The following is a 16679-nucleotide window of genomic DNA, read 5'->3' as shown; positions in this document are numbered from 1 at the left end:
ATTAGGAGTTTTTTGAAATGAGTTCGTTAGCAAGGCTTAGATAATTTTCTGAACCTTTGCTCGCGGCATCATAGTTAATAATACTCTCGCCATAAGATGGCGCTTCACTTAAACGCACATTGCGCTGGATGATTGTCTTGAAGGTCAAACCTTCAAAATGCTGATTGACTTCTTCTACCACTTGATTGGACAATCGCAACCTGCTATCGTACATGGTTAGCAACAATCCCTCAATATCCAGTTGTGGATTATGCAGGTTTTGCACACTCTTTACCGTGTTTAAAAGTTTGCCCAAACCTTCCAATGCAAAATATTCACATTGAATAGGGATCAAGACACTATCGCTGGCGGTTAGAGCATTAAGCGTCAAAAGACCCAATGATGGTGCGCAATCTAGGATAATATAATCGTAATCGTCTTTGATAGGTGCCAGAGCCTTGCGCAGCATCTGCTCACGGTTTTCTTGATCTACCAGTTCAATTTCAATAGCTACAAGATCAATATGTGCGGGAATGATGTCCAGGTTGGGCGACTCTGTCTTTACGATAAGGTCTGCCGCCTTGATGGTGTGTTCCAGCAATTGATACGTTCCTGCTTCAACCTTGTCCACATTGATGCCTAAACCTGAAGATGCGTTTGCCTGTGGATCTGCATCAATAAGCAATACCTTCTTTTCCAAAACACCTAGACAGGCCGCAAGATTCACGGCTGTTGTTGTTTTTCCTACGCCACCTTTCTGATTTGCAATTGCAATGATTTTCCCCATGAAAATTGTTGAATTTTTAAGACTGCTAATGTAAATATTAATGTTCGTATTGCCCAGATTAATCGGCATACTTATACCGCATTTATGTACAGCATTCTAACCTAACTTTGCGTTATGAAAAAGCTGCTCGTCATAGGATACATCTGGCCAGAACCTACTAAAACAGCTGCTGGTTACAGAATCCTACAACTTATAGATCTCTTTTTGGAACAGGAATATGAGGTGGTTTTTTGTTGTGCTGCTCGATTGAAACAGACGGCTCAACCATCGTTAAAAGAACGCCGTATATCCACACATGGTATTGATTTACATAAGGATTCCTTAGATCAATTATTGTTGGAATTTCAACCAGCAGTGGTGTTGTACGATAGATTCTTGATAGAAGAGCAGTACGGCTGGCGTGTGCGTAACCATGCGCCTCAAGCAATCCAAATCCTGGATACAGAAGACCTACATTTCCTGCGAACGGCCAGAGAACAACAGGTGCTGCAAGGCACAAGTCTTCAGGATGGATTTGAGAGCGAACTGGCATTGCGTGAGATAAGCAGTATGAATCGGGTGGATTTGAGCCTGATCATTTCAAGGTTTGAAATGGAACTGTTGCAGGACGATTTCCCAGTGGATCCTGAAACCTTGTTTTACATTCCGTTTTTGGTGGAAGGTGATCAAGTCAATAAACATCAAACTAAGGCCAAACCTTTTGAAGAGCGTCAGGATTATTGCACGATAGGTAATTTAAGGCATGCTCCTAACGTGGATGCGGTAGAAATACTTAAAACTGAGATTTGGCCTATTATAAGAGCCAATCAGCCAGAGGCACAACTATTCATTTATGGTCCCAATGCGCCTCAAAAAATACTGGACTTACATGATCCCGATAGCGGATTCCTCATCAAAGGTCACGCAGCAGACGTAGAAGTGGTGTTGTCAAAACACAAGGTTTTACTGGCGCCGTTGCGCTTTGGTGCCGGTTTGAAGGGCAAAATATTTGACGCCATGAAAAACGGACTGGCCATCGCGGGAACGGCCATGGCGTTTGAGGGAATTCGTTTAAATGATGCTCCTGCAACAGGTTCTTGGGCCGATTTTGCGGAAGATGCTTTGGATTTATCTACAAATCCATCGCGCTGGCAGGATCAAGTAAACGAGAACTTTGAGATTCTTAAAAGGGATTTTGAAAAGTCCGCTTTCGCGAAAGCGTTATTCCTTAAAATCAACGATTTAAAGCAGCATCATCCCAGAAAAAGAAGTCTGGTCAACAAAATCGCACTACATCACGCCGATGCGCATTTCAAGTTCATAAACTACTGGATCAACGCTAAAAAGAACTAATCCTGTCTATCGAGTAGTTTCTGTGAAACCTTGAAATCGGCACGATAGAGCATGTCTTTTTGAGCCCTTTTGAACTTTCCAAATGCCGATTTATACCACTGTGGATGCGTGGCTTTTTTACGGTAGACTTCATGATTGTCAGTCCCAAAAAGTTTCCCGTCGTGGTAGGCTTCCATGTTAAAAATGCCAATGCCGTAATGCTCTGCGCGCAGTAGGATAGAGGCAAAATCATTCTCGCTGAAGTAATTTTTGTCTTCTTCCAGACCTTCGTTTCTATTTTCCAGATCGTAGAAAACCTTTTCAACTAGAAACTCCTGTTGCTTGATTTCATTAGAGTCTGGTGTGGTGGATTCGCTCATAATATTCTTATTGGTCCAAAAGTGAAATGCGCACTTTTCGCTTTTTTATTTTGCTATTGTTAAGTGTATTGATCAATTCGTATGCCTTTTCATAAGGCACCGCCACAAAGGCACAATCCTGCTTGAGCTCGATCACGCCCAATTCATCTCTCGTTAGGTTTCCCTGCTTGAAAAACAAGCCGGCAATATCGCCTTTTGAAATCTTATCCTTGCGACCACCAGAAATATAAAGGGTTTCCCATTCTTGGTCTGGTTTGGCTTTTTTGGAATCGCTAAGTTCGAGAAGGCTTGCATTCTCAATAAAATCAGGTAATTCTTGTTGTTGGAACTTGATCATATATGCCGTACCGCTGGCATGCATGCGCGCCGTTCTACCGTTTCTATGGATAAATTCCTCACGTTTGTACGGCAGTTGATAATGAATGATGTAATCCAGCTCTGGAACGTCAATACCACGAGCAGCAAGGTCTGTTGCGAGAAGGATTTTGTGGGTTCCATTCCTAAACTTGATCAAGGCGCGCTCGCGATCCAGTTGTTCCAGTCCACCGTAAAAAACGGAATGCTGGATGTCACGATCCCATAAATAATCGCTCACTTCGGCAATCGTGTCTTTTAGATTGCAAAAAATGATGCCGCGTTTGGATCCTAAATGAGCGATGAGTTGGCGTAACGTAGCCAACTTATCTGGAGTAGGAGACACCACGATTTTGAGCTCGAGATTGGGCTCCTGATCATTGATAAATATCAATCGTTTAGGATTTGCCATTTTCATAAACGGCGGTATGCCTACTTTTTGAGTGGCAGAAGTCAATATTTTTTTACGAACCTTAGGTAAAGACTCGGCAATCTCGCGCATCTCGCTTTCAAAGCCAGTTTCCAGTGATTTGTCAAATTCGTCCAGCACCAAAGTCTCAAGCTGAGTAACATCAATATGGCCACGACGTAAATGGTCTGCCACACGGCCAGGTGTTCCTATCAAAATGGCTGGTGGAGTGGAAAGTAAAATTTTGTCTCCAGATCCAGATCTACCGCCGTAAACCGCATTGACCTTAAAACCACTGCCCATTTCACGTAGCACTTGCTCGATTTGAATCGCGAGCTCTCTGGACGGCACCAGAATAAGCGCCTGTACTTTCTCCACTTGAGCATCTAGCAACTGCACTAGAGGCAATAGAAACGCCAGTGTTTTTCCAGTACCTGTAGGCGATAACAACACCACTTCATCCTGTGAGCTGATCGCCTCTTGCGCAGCGACTTGCATTTCGTTTAGCTGTTTGATGCCTAGCTTGTCGAGAATTTGTTGCTGGTTTTTTAGGGAATCGCTCATGCCGCAAAGGTAAGAGGTAGTATGGTCATAAAATTGTACAAATTTTGAAAACCAAAAAGTTTACAAGAACAACTTCCCATTCTAAAAAATGGCTTTTGATAGACCTCAATTAACTATTAAAAATTAATAGTTAGTTATGACCCATTAAGTAGGAAATCTTAAGAGTTACTTTATTTCCTTTACAAATTCCCTAAAAACTTCTTTATGTCGCTCCAGATCAAGGTCTGGTGATAGGGAAGCGCGTACGATATAATCCTTGTCGCCTTCCTTAGTGGTTCCTTGGGTACTCGTGGCTGGTACGGTCCAGTAACAGCCTTTCAATTGTCCATAACTCACGCAAAACTTACTTTCCAGCGGAATCTCATCAATCATCAAATGAATCAATTTGAGATTGAGCGCGCGTTTATAGGTTTCGCGTTCTTCTGGCGTGGAACCTTTTGTAGGTAAGTCCATGGAAAACACAGATGGTGTAAAACCTTCTTGTGCGAGTTCTTCACTCACAAAATTGATTTTGGCTTCTGGCAATTCCTGCTGGATAAAATCAACAAAATCCCGAGTGTTTTCGTATGCTAATTGAATACGCTCATTCATGGAGGGCAGTTGCTGGGCAAGTATCTCGTACTGCTGAGCCGTAGCCTCATTATCGCACAATTCAAGATGCAACGCCACCTTGTCCATCAAATCTTGCGTTTTCCCATTTCCCACACAGTATCCTGCGGTACATCTACCGCCGCTAGGGAATTTGGAACCGCTGGCGTAAGAAATGGTTCGTACTTCTGATAGAATTTTACCGTCGCCCAAGAATAAATAGTTAGGACAAAAAGTTTGGTCCAGAATAAATACCGGATCGATTGCAGTCGTCCCATTAGGTGTAGTTCGCTTTCGCGAAAGCGCATTTCTCAAATCCTCCAAAACAGGAACTTCCACTCGTGGATTGGTAGGAATTTCTGCAATGATTAATGGAACAGCGTCCTGCTGGGCAATTTGATCCAGCACTCGATCGACGCTTTTTACCATGTCGTTATCGCCATCTACTGGCAAGTCCACAATTTCCACATGGTCCAAGCAAGCCGCAACGCGTCTGGCCTGGTCGTTAGTACCGCCATAACAGTTAGGTGGCACTACAAATTTGATAGGTTTGCCAGGATGTTGCTCGAGAGCGCTGTCAATAAGTCCCATCATGATGGCATACTGGATGGACAAACCACTGGAACCTACATAGGGTTGGATCGGTGATCCAGTAATCTCATTGATGGAATTTAGTACGCTGGTCTTATCGTTTTCAATGTCAGGTTCTGTTAGATCTAGTGGAGCATCTTGTACAAAGGATTCCAACGCCAACAGGGAATTTGACGGCGTCATCGCAACCGTTTCCCTGCGACGCACGTGTTGGATGTCAGATATATAACCTGAAGTCTTTTTGCCGTTTGCAATCAAGATACTTCCCAGATGACCATATAGATTGACGTAGAAATCAATGTTATTTTCTAAATGGGATACACCCATTTTCTCCTTTGGTGATAATAAAATAGTGGTTCCATCAAAAGCATCCATATCGCTAGTGGATCCAACTTGTTGCAATTCAAAATGATAACCGTAAACCTCTCTGATTTTATCAGCATCAAAAAAGTCGGGCAAATTGCCTTGATGTACTATTCTGGTGTTTTTTCCTTTCAACAGATTTGTACGCAACACCGCAAGAACGGGAACCGTTTGCGATTGAAAAGCGATGACGTGATTTGCAGCGATACCCAATTGCTGAGCAATGCCCCATTCCAAAATACAGGATAGAGGATGACCCAATCTGATATAATCGTAAGCCGTTGGCAATTCCGCCAAGGCTTCTCTTTTAAAATTGTTGGAAGTATATAGATGTTCAAATTTCTCGAGGAATTCCGTTTTGGCAAATTCTTCGTTGTAAACGTCCAGCCTATGTGTTGTAAGACCCAACCAATCTGAAGGTTGATGTTGAAGTACTTGCTTTATATATTCTAGTGACTTGTTTTCTTTCATGTTCCATTCTTATTCCAGACAAAGGTACAATCCATCCCGAGCGATACCATTTTGTTGGTTCGTCTTAGCTAAATTTTGTGATGATGTAATATTTTTTTACAAGGCAGAAAAGAACTGTCCATTGGGACCATCATTTTCTACCAATACCGGTTTTAAAGCTCCAGGCAAGACAGCTTCTACAGGATTGTCTGCGTGCTCACCACCTAGATCTGTTTTCAACCAGGTAGGATCAAAGTAGTTCAAGCGAACTGCGGTGTTCTCTAATGCTACAGCCAGGTCTTGAGAGAGTTTATCTACAGCCCATTTAGAAGCACCATAAGGTGCTAATTGAGGTTGGCCAGAAATACGAGAAGTGACGTTCACGACTCTTCCAAAGTTATTTTCAATCATCGCAGGCACAAATGCTGCACATAATTGGTACATCGCCACGACGTTTACTTTATACGTATCCATCCATTCATCAGTAGAGTGTGACCAGATGTCTTCATGGTAATCCTTCATGATCCCAGCATTGTTGTATAAAATATCGATAGGAATATTGAGATTATTCACCTGATGGATAAGTGCTTTGACTTCTTGATCATCAGCGAGATTGCCGTGAACGCTGTAGGTTTGAATAGGAAAAGATTCCAATAATTCCAGCGTTTTGTCATTGCTTGATGGCTGGCTTCCATGAACGATAATATTACATCCTAAACGTGCCAGTCCCAATGCTATTTGTTGTCCTACACCACGACTGGATCCTGTAATTAGTGCATTTTTCCCTTGTATATCCATCTTTTTAAGCTGTTTGATTTTAGTTCAAAGTTACGAAGAAGCCTCTTGGAACTTACTTGATGTCACTACCTCTTGGTGCGTCGATTTCCTTAAGGACTACGTCAGAATGTAAAAAGTCTGCGGCAGCAGCAGACTCCTTAACCTTTACCGTGCTACGCTCTATCATTTCTTTTTCAAACGCATTGAGCATATTTGTTCTGATTCCTTTTTCTCGCCAGTTCGATGGTGGCTTGCAACCTGTATATATCAGTCGTGCCAGTGAGAGCGCATCCAGTAAGGCTTGATTAGCTCCTTGACCTTTAAAAGGACTCATGGGATGCGCGGCATCGCCCAGTAATGTGATGTATTTTGATTCGTTACTTAGGCCTTGTGATGAAGATTTACCAGTGTTGTCAAAGGCTTTTTGTGATCTCGCTTTCGCGCCTGCCTGCCGGACAGGCAGGAAAGCGAACTCATCCAAAACCTCACGATCATAAACAGGATAACCGGTAACCAAATCCTCTTGCGTTGCCCTCAAAATTTGTGGGATAGGAGCGTGCCAATCTTGAGTGCGATGGATGGCTTCCAGCTTTAGCGCTTTGGGGCCTTGAGCGCTAAGACTTTTTGCATCACTTTCTGACATTGGAAAACTAAACTGCCACATGATGGAATCCCTAGAATAAGGCATCATGTACATACGCTCGTGGCCATTTGCGGTTTGAAACACCGTCGCTGAGTCCAGCAGCTCATGATCGGAATTTTCAATATCAGATAACGGACAAATGCCCAAAATCACCAAACAATCCAGATACCGCAGCTGTGTAGAGTCGTCGCTCAAAATCTGATTACGTACCTGGCTACGTATGCCGTCTGCACCCACAATAAGATCTGCCTCGTAATTACGAATATCATTGTTTACTTTGAACCGCAGCTGGACGCGTTCATTAGAAGCCATGGAACTATCTATAAATTGATGGTTCCATTGAATAGTGGCTTGATCTTTCAATTGATCAAGAAGCGCTTGTCTCAAGGCCTGTCTCGCTATGTGAATGTTGGTTTTTTTGGGAGCCTCTTTGTCACTGTTTTCCATCCATTTGCGCATGCCCCATTCGGCGATTTCTGTTCCATCAGTGTGATGAACGACATGTCTGGTAGAAACAACACCTTCATGAAGTTCTTGGATTCCGAAGCCAGCCATGGCCTTACTGGCTTGTTGTAACGTCAATCCATAACCTTGGGAACGTGCGTCAAAACTGGCGTCGCGCTCGAACAGAGTAAAAGGAATGCCACGATGCAAACAGGCTACAGCAAGTGCTGTACCACCTATACCAGCACCAACAATTGCCACATGTGGGAAGTTTTGATCTGGAATAGGAGCGTGGTCGCTTTGAACTAGTCCAGTACCGTTACAAGTTGTACAAGTTTTGAGATGACCTTTTGGTTTTTTGGGTGCCTTTCCTTCGCCATTCGATTTTTGGAAGTCGGCTAGAGCTTTTTGATATTGAAGTTTAGCCTTTTTGCGAATGCGCTGGCTTTTCTTGCCGCGTCCCAAACAATCGGTGCAGACCTTCCAGAACGTATCGGCTTTTTCCAATGGAAGCTGGTTTTTAATGCGCGGCAGCTTTATCCTTTTTAAAAAATAAAGCCTTCACCAATTTATAGATGCCTAGAGAAAGCGCACCAACTACAAGACCCGTAAGCGCTTCACCTACAATTGCCGGTAAAGAATGCAAAGCATCATGGATAAATTCTAGATTGTGGACAAAAATTCCACCAGCCACTAAAATTAATGCGATGGTTCCTATCACAGATAAACTTTTGACAATCTTAGGCAACGCCGAAACCAAAAATTTTCCAACTGTATATCCAAAACCTTTTCCATCACTGTTTTTGATCAATCGCAATCCTAAATCATCCATACGAACAATCGCAGCCACGATACCGTAAACACCTATGGTGGCAATGATCGCCACTACAGACACTACCATAATCTGATTCAAAATCGGTTCATTGACCACAGAGCTTAACGCAATAATCACGATCTCTACCGAAAGAATAAAATCGGTCACGATGGCGGCCTTGATTTTTTCTTTTTCATGAGCGATGATTTCTTCCTCAGACATTTCTTGAGATGGTATGTCCGTATCTGGTTTTGCATGCGGGAAAATCCATTCATAGATCTTTTCGGCGCCTTCAAAAGCTAGGTAAATACCTCCAAGAAGTAAAATGACGGTCACGGCCCATGGCAAAAAAGCACTTAACAGGAAGGCAATGGGTAAGATGATGAGTTTGTTGATAAAGGAACCTTTTGTGATGGCCCACAATACAGGAATCTCTCTGGAAGATACAAACCCAGAAGCTTTCTCTGCATTTACGGCAAGGTCATCGCCCAGGATTCCAGCCGTTTTTTTAGTCGCGACTTTGCTCATGGCAGCCACATCGTCCATAAGGACACCTATATCATCGAGTAATGCAAAAAATCCTGAAGCCATTAAGAAACCTTTTGTGGCAAAGGTACAAATAGGCGCGTCTTAAAGTCAAATACCCAACTTTTGTAACAAAATATTAATCCATAAAAAATCCGCAAGGGACATCAGCCTTTGCGGGTTTTTAAAGCGATATGCTGCTTATTTGGATTTTTTCAATTTCTTTTCAGCCTTCTTTTCCTTAGCTGTTTTGGTAGGTTCTTTTTTGACGTTTTTCTTAGCGTCCTGTGATTTTGCCATGAGAATTCATTTTACGGTGAACACTAAATCTAACCTTTATCTACACGCGGCCGTCCCAAAAAGTGACATTTAATTTCAAGCAGGTTTACGTTTAGTTGCAGCTATGATCAGACTTGGCTTGAGCATAATTACTCGATCTCTGTAATGATCGATATCGAGAAGCGAGTTGCTGGATCTATGGTTTTGTAACTGCTTTTTTGGGCAATATCCAGCGATTCGCCTTCTGAATCTGGCAATCCCAGCCATGGTTCAATACACACATAATCGGCTCCAGGTTTTGACCAGAGCGCGAGGTGAGGAAACCCTTCAAATCTAACGATGAGGCCCTTGTTTTTATCGCTTTCGCGAAAGCGAACCCATTCAAAATCAATATTGGATAAAATAAGTGCGTCGCGATCAAATAGGTTGTTAGAAAGTGGTAACGTGCCGTTTTTCAATTCGAAAGTCCGGAATTCATTAGATAGCAATCCAGAAGCGCCCAAGGTTTGCGCACGTAAATCCTGCGATGTAGGAAACTCGATCACGTAATCTTCCAAGGTCTGGCCATCTGTCAATGGGCAAGCGTAAGCGGTATGGCCACCGCAGGCAAAATGCATGGGAACCTCATCCTTGTTTTCAATGAAATAACTCATTTTCAAACTTTTGACTACCAGTTCATACACTACAGCAAATGAAAATTTAAACGGATATTGCTTCAAGGTCGCTGGCGAACTGTTCAAGGTAAAGGAGCATTTTGAAGCGCTGTGTTGCTCAAAAACCAATTGGTCACTATGTCTAATGATACCGTGCCGTGGCATGGCGTATTCTTGACCTTTATATATGATTTCGTCGCCCTTAATTTTTCCTATTGCTGGGAACAACACTGGCGAGCTGCTGCCCCAAACGGACTCATCGATTTGCCAGATGTGTTCTTTACCGGTTTCCTTTTCCTTAAGCGAGCGGATTTCTGCACCAGTAGAACTGATGGTGCAGGTGAGTTGGTCGTTTTTGATGGTGTGGAGCATAGAAATATTTTATGGACTCAATTTAAACAAATTGAAAAGTTGGTGAAAGGTAGAACGGTGCAAAACATTCTCTTTTGCTTTAGTTAAAGTGTTCTTCTATGATTCTTTTGTAATGCAATCAGTGAAAGAGCTACCTCTTTTAAATCGGCTCCAACAATCTCTGCTTCAGGTGCTAGCAGGTATTTCTGGTGACCAGGTCTCGCTACAAAGGCCGCTCGCCAGCCAGCCCATTGTGCACCAGCAACATCCCAACCATGAGCGGCAATCATCATACATGCCTTAGGTTTTGTATGCAATTGTTGTGCTGCCCAATCATAGGCTTGCGTAAAAGGTTTGAATTTTCCAGAGTTTTCAATGCTCAATCGAGCCTCAAAAAGTTCTGCTATACCAGCGTTAGTCAGTTGTTGTTCCACACCTTCTTTGGACGAATTAGTGAAGGCTATCAGCTTGTAGCCATCATTTTTCAATTGGATAAGCGCATCTTTCACTTCAGGATGTGGCTTCAAATGACGGAATGAATCTATCACGACGTCTATAGCGACCTCTTCTGGGATGGTAATATCATGATTAGCTGCTACCATTTGTAAGGTAGCGGCACCTATCTTCCCGAAATCTTCATACTGTCCGCTTGCGCTGGTCACTAAAGAATGGTGAAGTAACGTAGTGAACCATAATTTGATAAGATCATCTCTACCATCCAGCAATCCTCTGATGTTTTCTTTCAAGGTAGAAAGATCCAGTAAAGTTTCATTGACGTCAAAAAAAAGCACCTCAGGCCTCATTACCTCTTTCATAAACTTACCAATTATGCATGTTGTTCCATAGCTTCTTTCAAAACCTGTTTGAAAACATCGACTGGTTGTGCGCCGGTAACAGCACTTTTTCTATCAAATACAATGGTAGGAACACTATTGACTCCTAAGCTTTTCCAATAAGCCTCTTTTTTAAGTACCTCGTTGCAAGCTTCTTGATTATCTAGCATAGACAGTGCTTCATCAGCATCCAATCCTACGTCCAGTAGAGCTTGTTTGAGAACTTCTGTTTTTGAAACATCCTGACGCTCGCTAAAAAATGCTTTGGTCAATCGCATTTTTAAATCGGTTTGTTTGCCATATTGATGTGCATATTCCAGTAGAACATGAGCATCGAACGTATTTGACATGCGCTGGTCGTCATAATAATCAAAAACAAAATCTACACTATCGCCAGCAGCTGTCATTTGCTCCTGCATTTGACGGTATTGTTCAGGACTCGTACCGTATTTTTCTATAATATGCTCTTTTAAGTTCTGACCTTCTGCAGGCATGTTGGGATTGAGTTCAAAAGGTTGCCATTGGAGTTCGATTTGGTTCTCGATTCCCAGTTCTTTTATAGCCTTTTCTAATCGTTTATAACCTATCGTACACCATGGACAGACCACGTCTGATACAATGTCGATTTTTAGTTTTTCTTTCATGAGTTGTATTTAGTTCGCTTTCGCGCCTGCCTGCAGGACAGGCAGGAAAGCGAAATTAAAATAAGTTTCCTCCTTAGAAGAAACTTTACCATAAACATTAGACCATCGCAAAATCCTGAACCAGTCGTTCTGAATGGCAAACTACTACAATTCTAATACGTAGTTTAATTCCAAATTGGTGCAAATTCCCATGAAATAAGCCTTGTTCAAAAAGGGGTTAAGTGACTAGACCTTTTATTTCACTTCGTTTTCTAATTCTTGACCTTTGGAAAAAGCATGGATATTTGCCAGAGTGGTCGTAGTTATTTCTTCCATGGCTTCTTTAGTAAAATAGGCCTGATGTGAGGTGATCAAAACGTTAGGGAAACTGTTGAGGCGCAACAGCAAATCATCTTGGATGATACTTTCTGATAAATCCTGATAGAACAAGTTTTCTTCCTGTTCATAGACGTCAATTCCCAAATAACCTATTTTCTTACTGGACAGTCCGTTTATGGCATCTTCTGTATCTACCAGTGCGCCACGGCTGGTGTTGATGATAATGACGCCATTTTTCATCATCGCGATGGATTTTTTGTTGATCAAATGTTTCGTCTGTTCATTGAGTGGACAATGCAGCGATATGATGTCTGCTTGTTTGAATACCTCGTTTAAAGACAAAAATGTTACGCCCAGTTCTTTAAGTTCTGCAGATTCCTGGACGTCAAAAGCAACAAGATTGCACCCAAATCCTTTCATAACGCGGCAAAAAGTGGCACCAATGGTTCCTGTTCCTATAACGCCTACAGTTTTACCATGCAGATTAAAACCCATTAAACCATTAAGGGAAAAGTTCCCTTCACGTACCCGATTGTAGGCTTTATGTGTTTTTCTATTTAGCGTTAATATCAAAGCCACTGCGTGTTCTGCTACGGCTTCTGGTGAGTAGGCAGGAACCCGTACGATTTTGATGTTTTTCTTTTGGGCGGCTTCTACATCAACATTATTGAACCCAGCACAGCGCAGCGCAATAAGTTGAATGCCATTTGTAGAAAGAATTTCAATGGTTGCCTTGTCAACACTATCGTTTACAAAAACAACCACCGCATCAAAATCTATAGTAAGATTTGCAGTATGCCTATTGAGCGACGTTTCAAAAAATGAAAATTCATAGGCTTGATCTTGGGCATACTTTTCAAAATAGGCCTGATCATATGGTTTGGTACTGAATACGGCTATTTTCATAAGAAAGTCAATGGGATTACTCCATTAAGTAACTATAATCCATTCATCCTTACAAGAGGATATGTTTAGAAAGTTTGTTTATGGTAAATAACAATCACCTACTTTATTAAAACGCATGAAGAATGACGAATAGTTGAAAATTATTTTTAAAAGAAAAACTCCCAACCCAATTAAGGATCGAGAGTTTTACAATCATTTAGTAGTTATAATGTAGATGCTGAAACGAGTTCAGCATGACAAATCTACAATCGCCAATCTTAAATCACTAAGCTTCAACCATATCAGAATTCAATTCTAATTCTACTTCCACCTGATTTTTTAAGATATCTTCCATGGTTTCACGCTCGCGTATGAGGTGTGCCTGGCCATTGTGCCATAGCACTTCTGCTGGACGGTAACGTGAGTTGTAGTTGCTCGCCATAGAGTAGCAGTAGGCACCAGCATTAGAGAATGCCAGAATATCACCTTCACTAATCTCACTAATCTGACGGTTTTGTGCAAACGTATCTGTCTCACATATATAACCTACAACACTGTAGAAACGATTTTTACCTTCAGGATTAGATATGTTTTTGATGCCATGGTAGGAACCATACAACATAGGTCTTATCAAGTGATTGAAACCAGAATCCACACCAGCGAAAACCGTACTGGTCGTCTGTTTGATCACGTTGACTTGGGCCAAAAAGTGTCCAGCTTCAGAAACCAAAAATTTTCCAGGTTCAAACGCCAGCGCGATATCTTTACCATAAGACTTGCAGAATTCATTGAATCTGCCCGATAACTGCTCGCCTAGATCCTCAATGTCTGTAGAGACATCGCCTTCTTTATAAGGCACCTTAAATCCAGAGCCAAAATCGATGAATTCCAGATCCTTGAACTTGGCCGCCGTTTCAAAAAGGATTTCGGTGGCATACAAGAATACGCCAATGTCCAGAATGTCGCTACCCGTATGCATATGCACACCGTTAACAGTCATTCCTGTATTCTCCACAATACGCAACAAATGCGGTATCTGGTGGATGGAAATACCAAATTTAGAATCAATGTGACCTACACTTATGTTTGCATTACCACCAGCCATCACGTGCGGGTTGATACGCACACAAACAGGAACTTTCGGGTGTTTGGCACCAAATTGTTCCAGAATCGACAAGTTGTCAATGTTGATTTGCACGCCCATACTGGCCACTTTCTCGATTTCCTCGAGAGAGACGCCATTCGGCGTGTAGATAATTTTTGATGGGTCCACACCAGCAGCGATTCCCAACTGTACTTCCTGTGAACTCACGGTATCGAGTCCGGCGCCTAACTGTTTAAAAAGCTTTAAGATCGAGATGTTTGACAACGCCTTGACAGCGTAGTGAATTCTAAGGTTTTCCACTTTCGCGAAAGCGGACGTCAAACGTTCATACTGCGACACAATCGTGTCTGCATCATAGACATAGACAGGACTACCGTGTTCCTGCGCTACATGTAATAGATCTTGTGCATTCATTAGTTATGCGATTAAATTTTAATTAAGCTAACAAAAATAGGATGGAGACGCCACATAATTGGCTTTATGGCAAAACATTTTAAGTTTTACACCACATAGCGGTATTTATTTTGTTTAAATAATTCCATTTTGTTTTATCTGGGCGTTCCCATCGCTGCCACGATGGTCGGGCTTTACGCTGCAAGTCCTCGCTATCGCTGCGGGCTTTCCACTTCAATCCCTAACGTAAAACCGATCGAGCAGCAGCGATATAGAAGTAACTCTCTGAAAAAAGTAGAACATTCAACCATATCTCGACTGTCGCTCGATAATGGTTTATAAAGATGAAATTAAAGCAAAAAGAAAGCCGGTTCGAGCGACAGCGTCGCTCTGAGCTTGTCGAAGTGCTGAGAACGAGCGATTTGAAAAGAATAGGATTGTCTTAAAAACCTCTTTGGGAAGCATAATGACTTGGATTGATTCATCAAGACAGATTTATAACATATCACATAACAACCTAACGTATTATTAGGATCAATAATTTCCATTTAGAGACTTGCTTTGTTATTTTTGCTAGCCTATTACAAAACTTAAAAAACACATATGAATCTTCACGAATATCAAGGAAAAGAGATTTTAGCCAGTTATGGAGTTACCGTACAAAGAGGTAAAATCGCAACCACTCCAGAAGAAGCGGTTCAAGCGGCAAAAGAACTGACCGATGAAACAGGAACTGGATGGCACGTTATCAAAGCACAAGTACATGCTGGTGGACGTGGTAAAGGTGGTGGCGTAAAACTTGCCAAAAGCCTTGACGATGTGAAGAAAATCTCTGGAGAGATTATAGGAATGGACCTGGTAACACCACAAACTTCAGCTGAAGGGAAACGTGTTCACCAAGTGCTGATTGCAGAGGATGTCTACGAGCCAGGCGAGGTAGAAGTAGAGGAATTCTACATGTCTGTACTTCTGGATCGTGCTCAAGGGAAAAACATGATCATGTATTCTACCGAAGGTGGAATGGATATCGAGACCGTTGCAGAGGAGACTCCGCACCTGATCTTTACTGAAATTATTGATCCGGCTCATGGTCTACAAGGCTTTCAAGCTAGACGCATCGCCTTCAATTTAGGTTTGAGCGGTAAGGCATTTAAAGAAATGACCAAATTTGTGGCGAAGCTTTACAATGCATATGTAGGATCTGACAGTGCTTTGTTTGAGATCAACCCGGTATTGAAAGCTAGCGATGAGAGAATTATCGCTGTGGATTGTAAAATTACTTTGGATGAGAATGCATTGTTCCGTCACAAGGATCTTGAAGCGATGAGAGATATACGTGAAGAAAATCCAACTGAAGTGGAAGCACGTGAAGTAGGATTGAACTATGTTGACCTTGACGGTAACGTAGGTTGTATGGTTAATGGAGCTGGACTTGCCATGGCAACCATGGACTTGATCAAGCAATCTGGTGGTGAACCAGCTAACTTCCTAGATGTAGGTGGTACAGCAGATGCAAAAAGAGTAGAAGAGGCCTTCAAAATTATCTTGAAAGATAAAGGTGTGAAAGCTATTCTAGTCAACATCTTTGGTGGTATCGTACGTTGTGACCGTGTGGCGCAAGGTATTATCGATGCTAAGAAAAGTATGGGCGATGCGATGAATGTACCATTGATCGTAAGACTTCAAGGAACAAATGCAGAAATCGCAAAAGACTTGATCGATAACAGCGGTATGGACGTGCAGAGCGCTATCGAGTTTAAAGAAGCAGCAGATAAGGTCCAAGCGGTACTAGCATAAGTATTGCGAACTTTTCGAAATAAAAAAACCATCCACGAGGATGGTTTTTTGTTTTATGATAAAATCAATGATTTAGTCTTCGTCATCTTCCAGCTCTTCATCTGCAATGTCCTCAGCCTCTGCGTTAGGATCCATTTCTGGTAGTGCATCTGGATCATTCATTTCTGCATCGTCATAATCGTCAACGTCAAAAGCTTCCATCTGCATCTCCAGTTTTTGAGAGATTTTCACTAAGTATTTTGTGTCCTCAGTTTTTACCTCTACGGCGTGGATGGTTTCGTTTTTATGGTTTTTAAAACTGATGACATCGTCATCGCCATATCCGTCTGGATAGCGATCTACTAAAAGTTGCAATACATCAGGTGTCAATTTTTTATAATCTACGATGACATTTCTCATAGGAGCAGGTGTTTCAATTTTTTGGGAAAGTATAAAAATATCT

At 42.0% G+C, this 16679-nt stretch carries 15 protein-coding genes; 2 read left to right on the top strand and 13 right to left on the bottom strand.

The window, feature by feature from the left end:
* Position 1 precedes the first annotated feature (1 nt).
* Positions 2 to 766: a ParA family protein gene (locus AAU57_RS10305; protein WP_055412835.1), complete on the bottom strand. Its 765-nt coding sequence runs from the start codon at positions 764 to 766 to the stop codon at positions 2 to 4.
* 114 nt (positions 767 to 880) lie between these two features.
* On the opposite strand from AAU57_RS10305, the gene AAU57_RS10300 reads away from it, so the two are divergent.
* Positions 881 to 2098 carry a glycosyltransferase gene (locus tag AAU57_RS10300; RefSeq protein ID WP_055412834.1) on the top strand — a complete coding sequence of 406 codons (1218 nt, stop codon included), beginning with the start codon at positions 881 to 883 and terminating at the stop codon, positions 2096 to 2098.
* Here AAU57_RS10300 and AAU57_RS10295 read toward each other — a convergent pair.
* The 11 genes from AAU57_RS10295 to lysA all read right to left on the bottom strand — a co-directional run bounded on the left by AAU57_RS10295 (position 2095) and on the right by lysA (position 14461).
* On the bottom strand, positions 2095 to 2457 hold the full coding sequence (locus AAU57_RS10295; RefSeq protein ID WP_231717801.1) for a hypothetical protein: 363 nt from the start codon (positions 2455 to 2457) through the stop codon (positions 2095 to 2097). The genes AAU57_RS10300 and AAU57_RS10295 overlap by 4 nt on opposite strands.
* Positions 2458 to 2464: 7 nt before the next feature.
* On the bottom strand, positions 2465 to 3784 hold the full coding sequence (locus AAU57_RS10290; protein WP_055412833.1) for a DEAD/DEAH box helicase: 1320 nt from the start codon (positions 3782 to 3784) through the stop codon (positions 2465 to 2467).
* A 165-nt stretch (positions 3785 to 3949) separates the two neighbouring features.
* Positions 3950 to 5797: a hypothetical protein gene (locus AAU57_RS10285; protein ID WP_055412832.1), complete on the bottom strand. Its 1848-nt coding sequence runs from the start codon at positions 5795 to 5797 to the stop codon at positions 3950 to 3952.
* A 96-nt stretch (positions 5798 to 5893) separates the two neighbouring features.
* Positions 5894 to 6574: an SDR family NAD(P)-dependent oxidoreductase gene (locus AAU57_RS10280; protein WP_055412831.1), complete on the bottom strand. Its 681-nt coding sequence runs from the start codon at positions 6572 to 6574 to the stop codon at positions 5894 to 5896.
* A gap of 52 nt (positions 6575 to 6626) precedes the next feature.
* Positions 6627 to 8147, bottom strand: coding sequence for an FAD-dependent oxidoreductase (locus AAU57_RS10275; protein ID WP_055412830.1), 1521 nt, complete (start codon positions 8145 to 8147; stop codon positions 6627 to 6629).
* 13 nt (positions 8148 to 8160) lie between these two features.
* Positions 8161 to 9045 carry a DUF808 domain-containing protein gene (locus AAU57_RS10270; RefSeq protein WP_055412829.1) on the bottom strand — a complete coding sequence of 295 codons (885 nt, stop codon included), beginning with the start codon at positions 9043 to 9045 and terminating at the stop codon, positions 8161 to 8163.
* A gap of 362 nt (positions 9046 to 9407) precedes the next feature.
* Positions 9408 to 10283: an aldose 1-epimerase family protein gene (locus tag AAU57_RS10265; RefSeq protein WP_055412828.1), complete on the bottom strand. Its 876-nt coding sequence runs from the start codon at positions 10281 to 10283 to the stop codon at positions 9408 to 9410.
* Between the two features lie 83 nt (positions 10284 to 10366).
* The gene (locus AAU57_RS10260) at positions 10367 to 11077 is read right to left on the bottom strand and encodes a haloacid dehalogenase type II (protein ID WP_055412827.1); all 711 of its coding nucleotides are present in this window, start codon (positions 11075 to 11077) and stop codon (positions 10367 to 10369) included.
* Positions 11078 to 11088: 11 nt separating this feature from the next.
* Positions 11089 to 11739, bottom strand: coding sequence for a DsbA family protein (locus AAU57_RS10255; RefSeq protein WP_055412826.1), 651 nt, complete (start codon positions 11737 to 11739; stop codon positions 11089 to 11091).
* Positions 11740 to 11973: 234 nt separating this feature from the next.
* Positions 11974 to 12963 carry a 2-hydroxyacid dehydrogenase gene (locus AAU57_RS10250; RefSeq protein WP_055412825.1) on the bottom strand — a complete coding sequence of 330 codons (990 nt, stop codon included), beginning with the start codon at positions 12961 to 12963 and terminating at the stop codon, positions 11974 to 11976.
* Between the two features lie 265 nt (positions 12964 to 13228).
* Positions 13229 to 14461 (bottom strand): diaminopimelate decarboxylase, encoded by a 1233-nt coding sequence (lysA, locus tag AAU57_RS10245; protein ID WP_055412824.1) that lies wholly within the window; start codon positions 14459 to 14461, stop codon positions 13229 to 13231.
* A 582-nt stretch (positions 14462 to 15043) separates the two neighbouring features.
* On the opposite strand from lysA, the gene sucC reads away from it, so the two are divergent.
* Positions 15044 to 16237, top strand: coding sequence for an ADP-forming succinate--CoA ligase subunit beta (gene sucC / locus AAU57_RS10240; protein WP_055412823.1), 1194 nt, complete (start codon positions 15044 to 15046; stop codon positions 16235 to 16237).
* Positions 16238 to 16309: 72 nt separating this feature from the next.
* Here the strand turns inward: sucC and AAU57_RS10235 are convergent, their stop codons facing one another.
* Positions 16310 to 16636 (bottom strand): hypothetical protein, encoded by a 327-nt coding sequence (locus AAU57_RS10235; RefSeq protein WP_055412822.1) that lies wholly within the window; start codon positions 16634 to 16636, stop codon positions 16310 to 16312.
* Positions 16637 to 16679 lie beyond the last annotated feature (43 nt).

The sequence above is a fragment of the Nonlabens sp. YIK11 genome, assembly GCF_001413925.1.
Taxonomy (GTDB): domain Bacteria; phylum Bacteroidota; class Bacteroidia; order Flavobacteriales; family Flavobacteriaceae; genus Nonlabens.
This window is presented reverse-complemented; position numbering and strand designations above follow the sequence as displayed.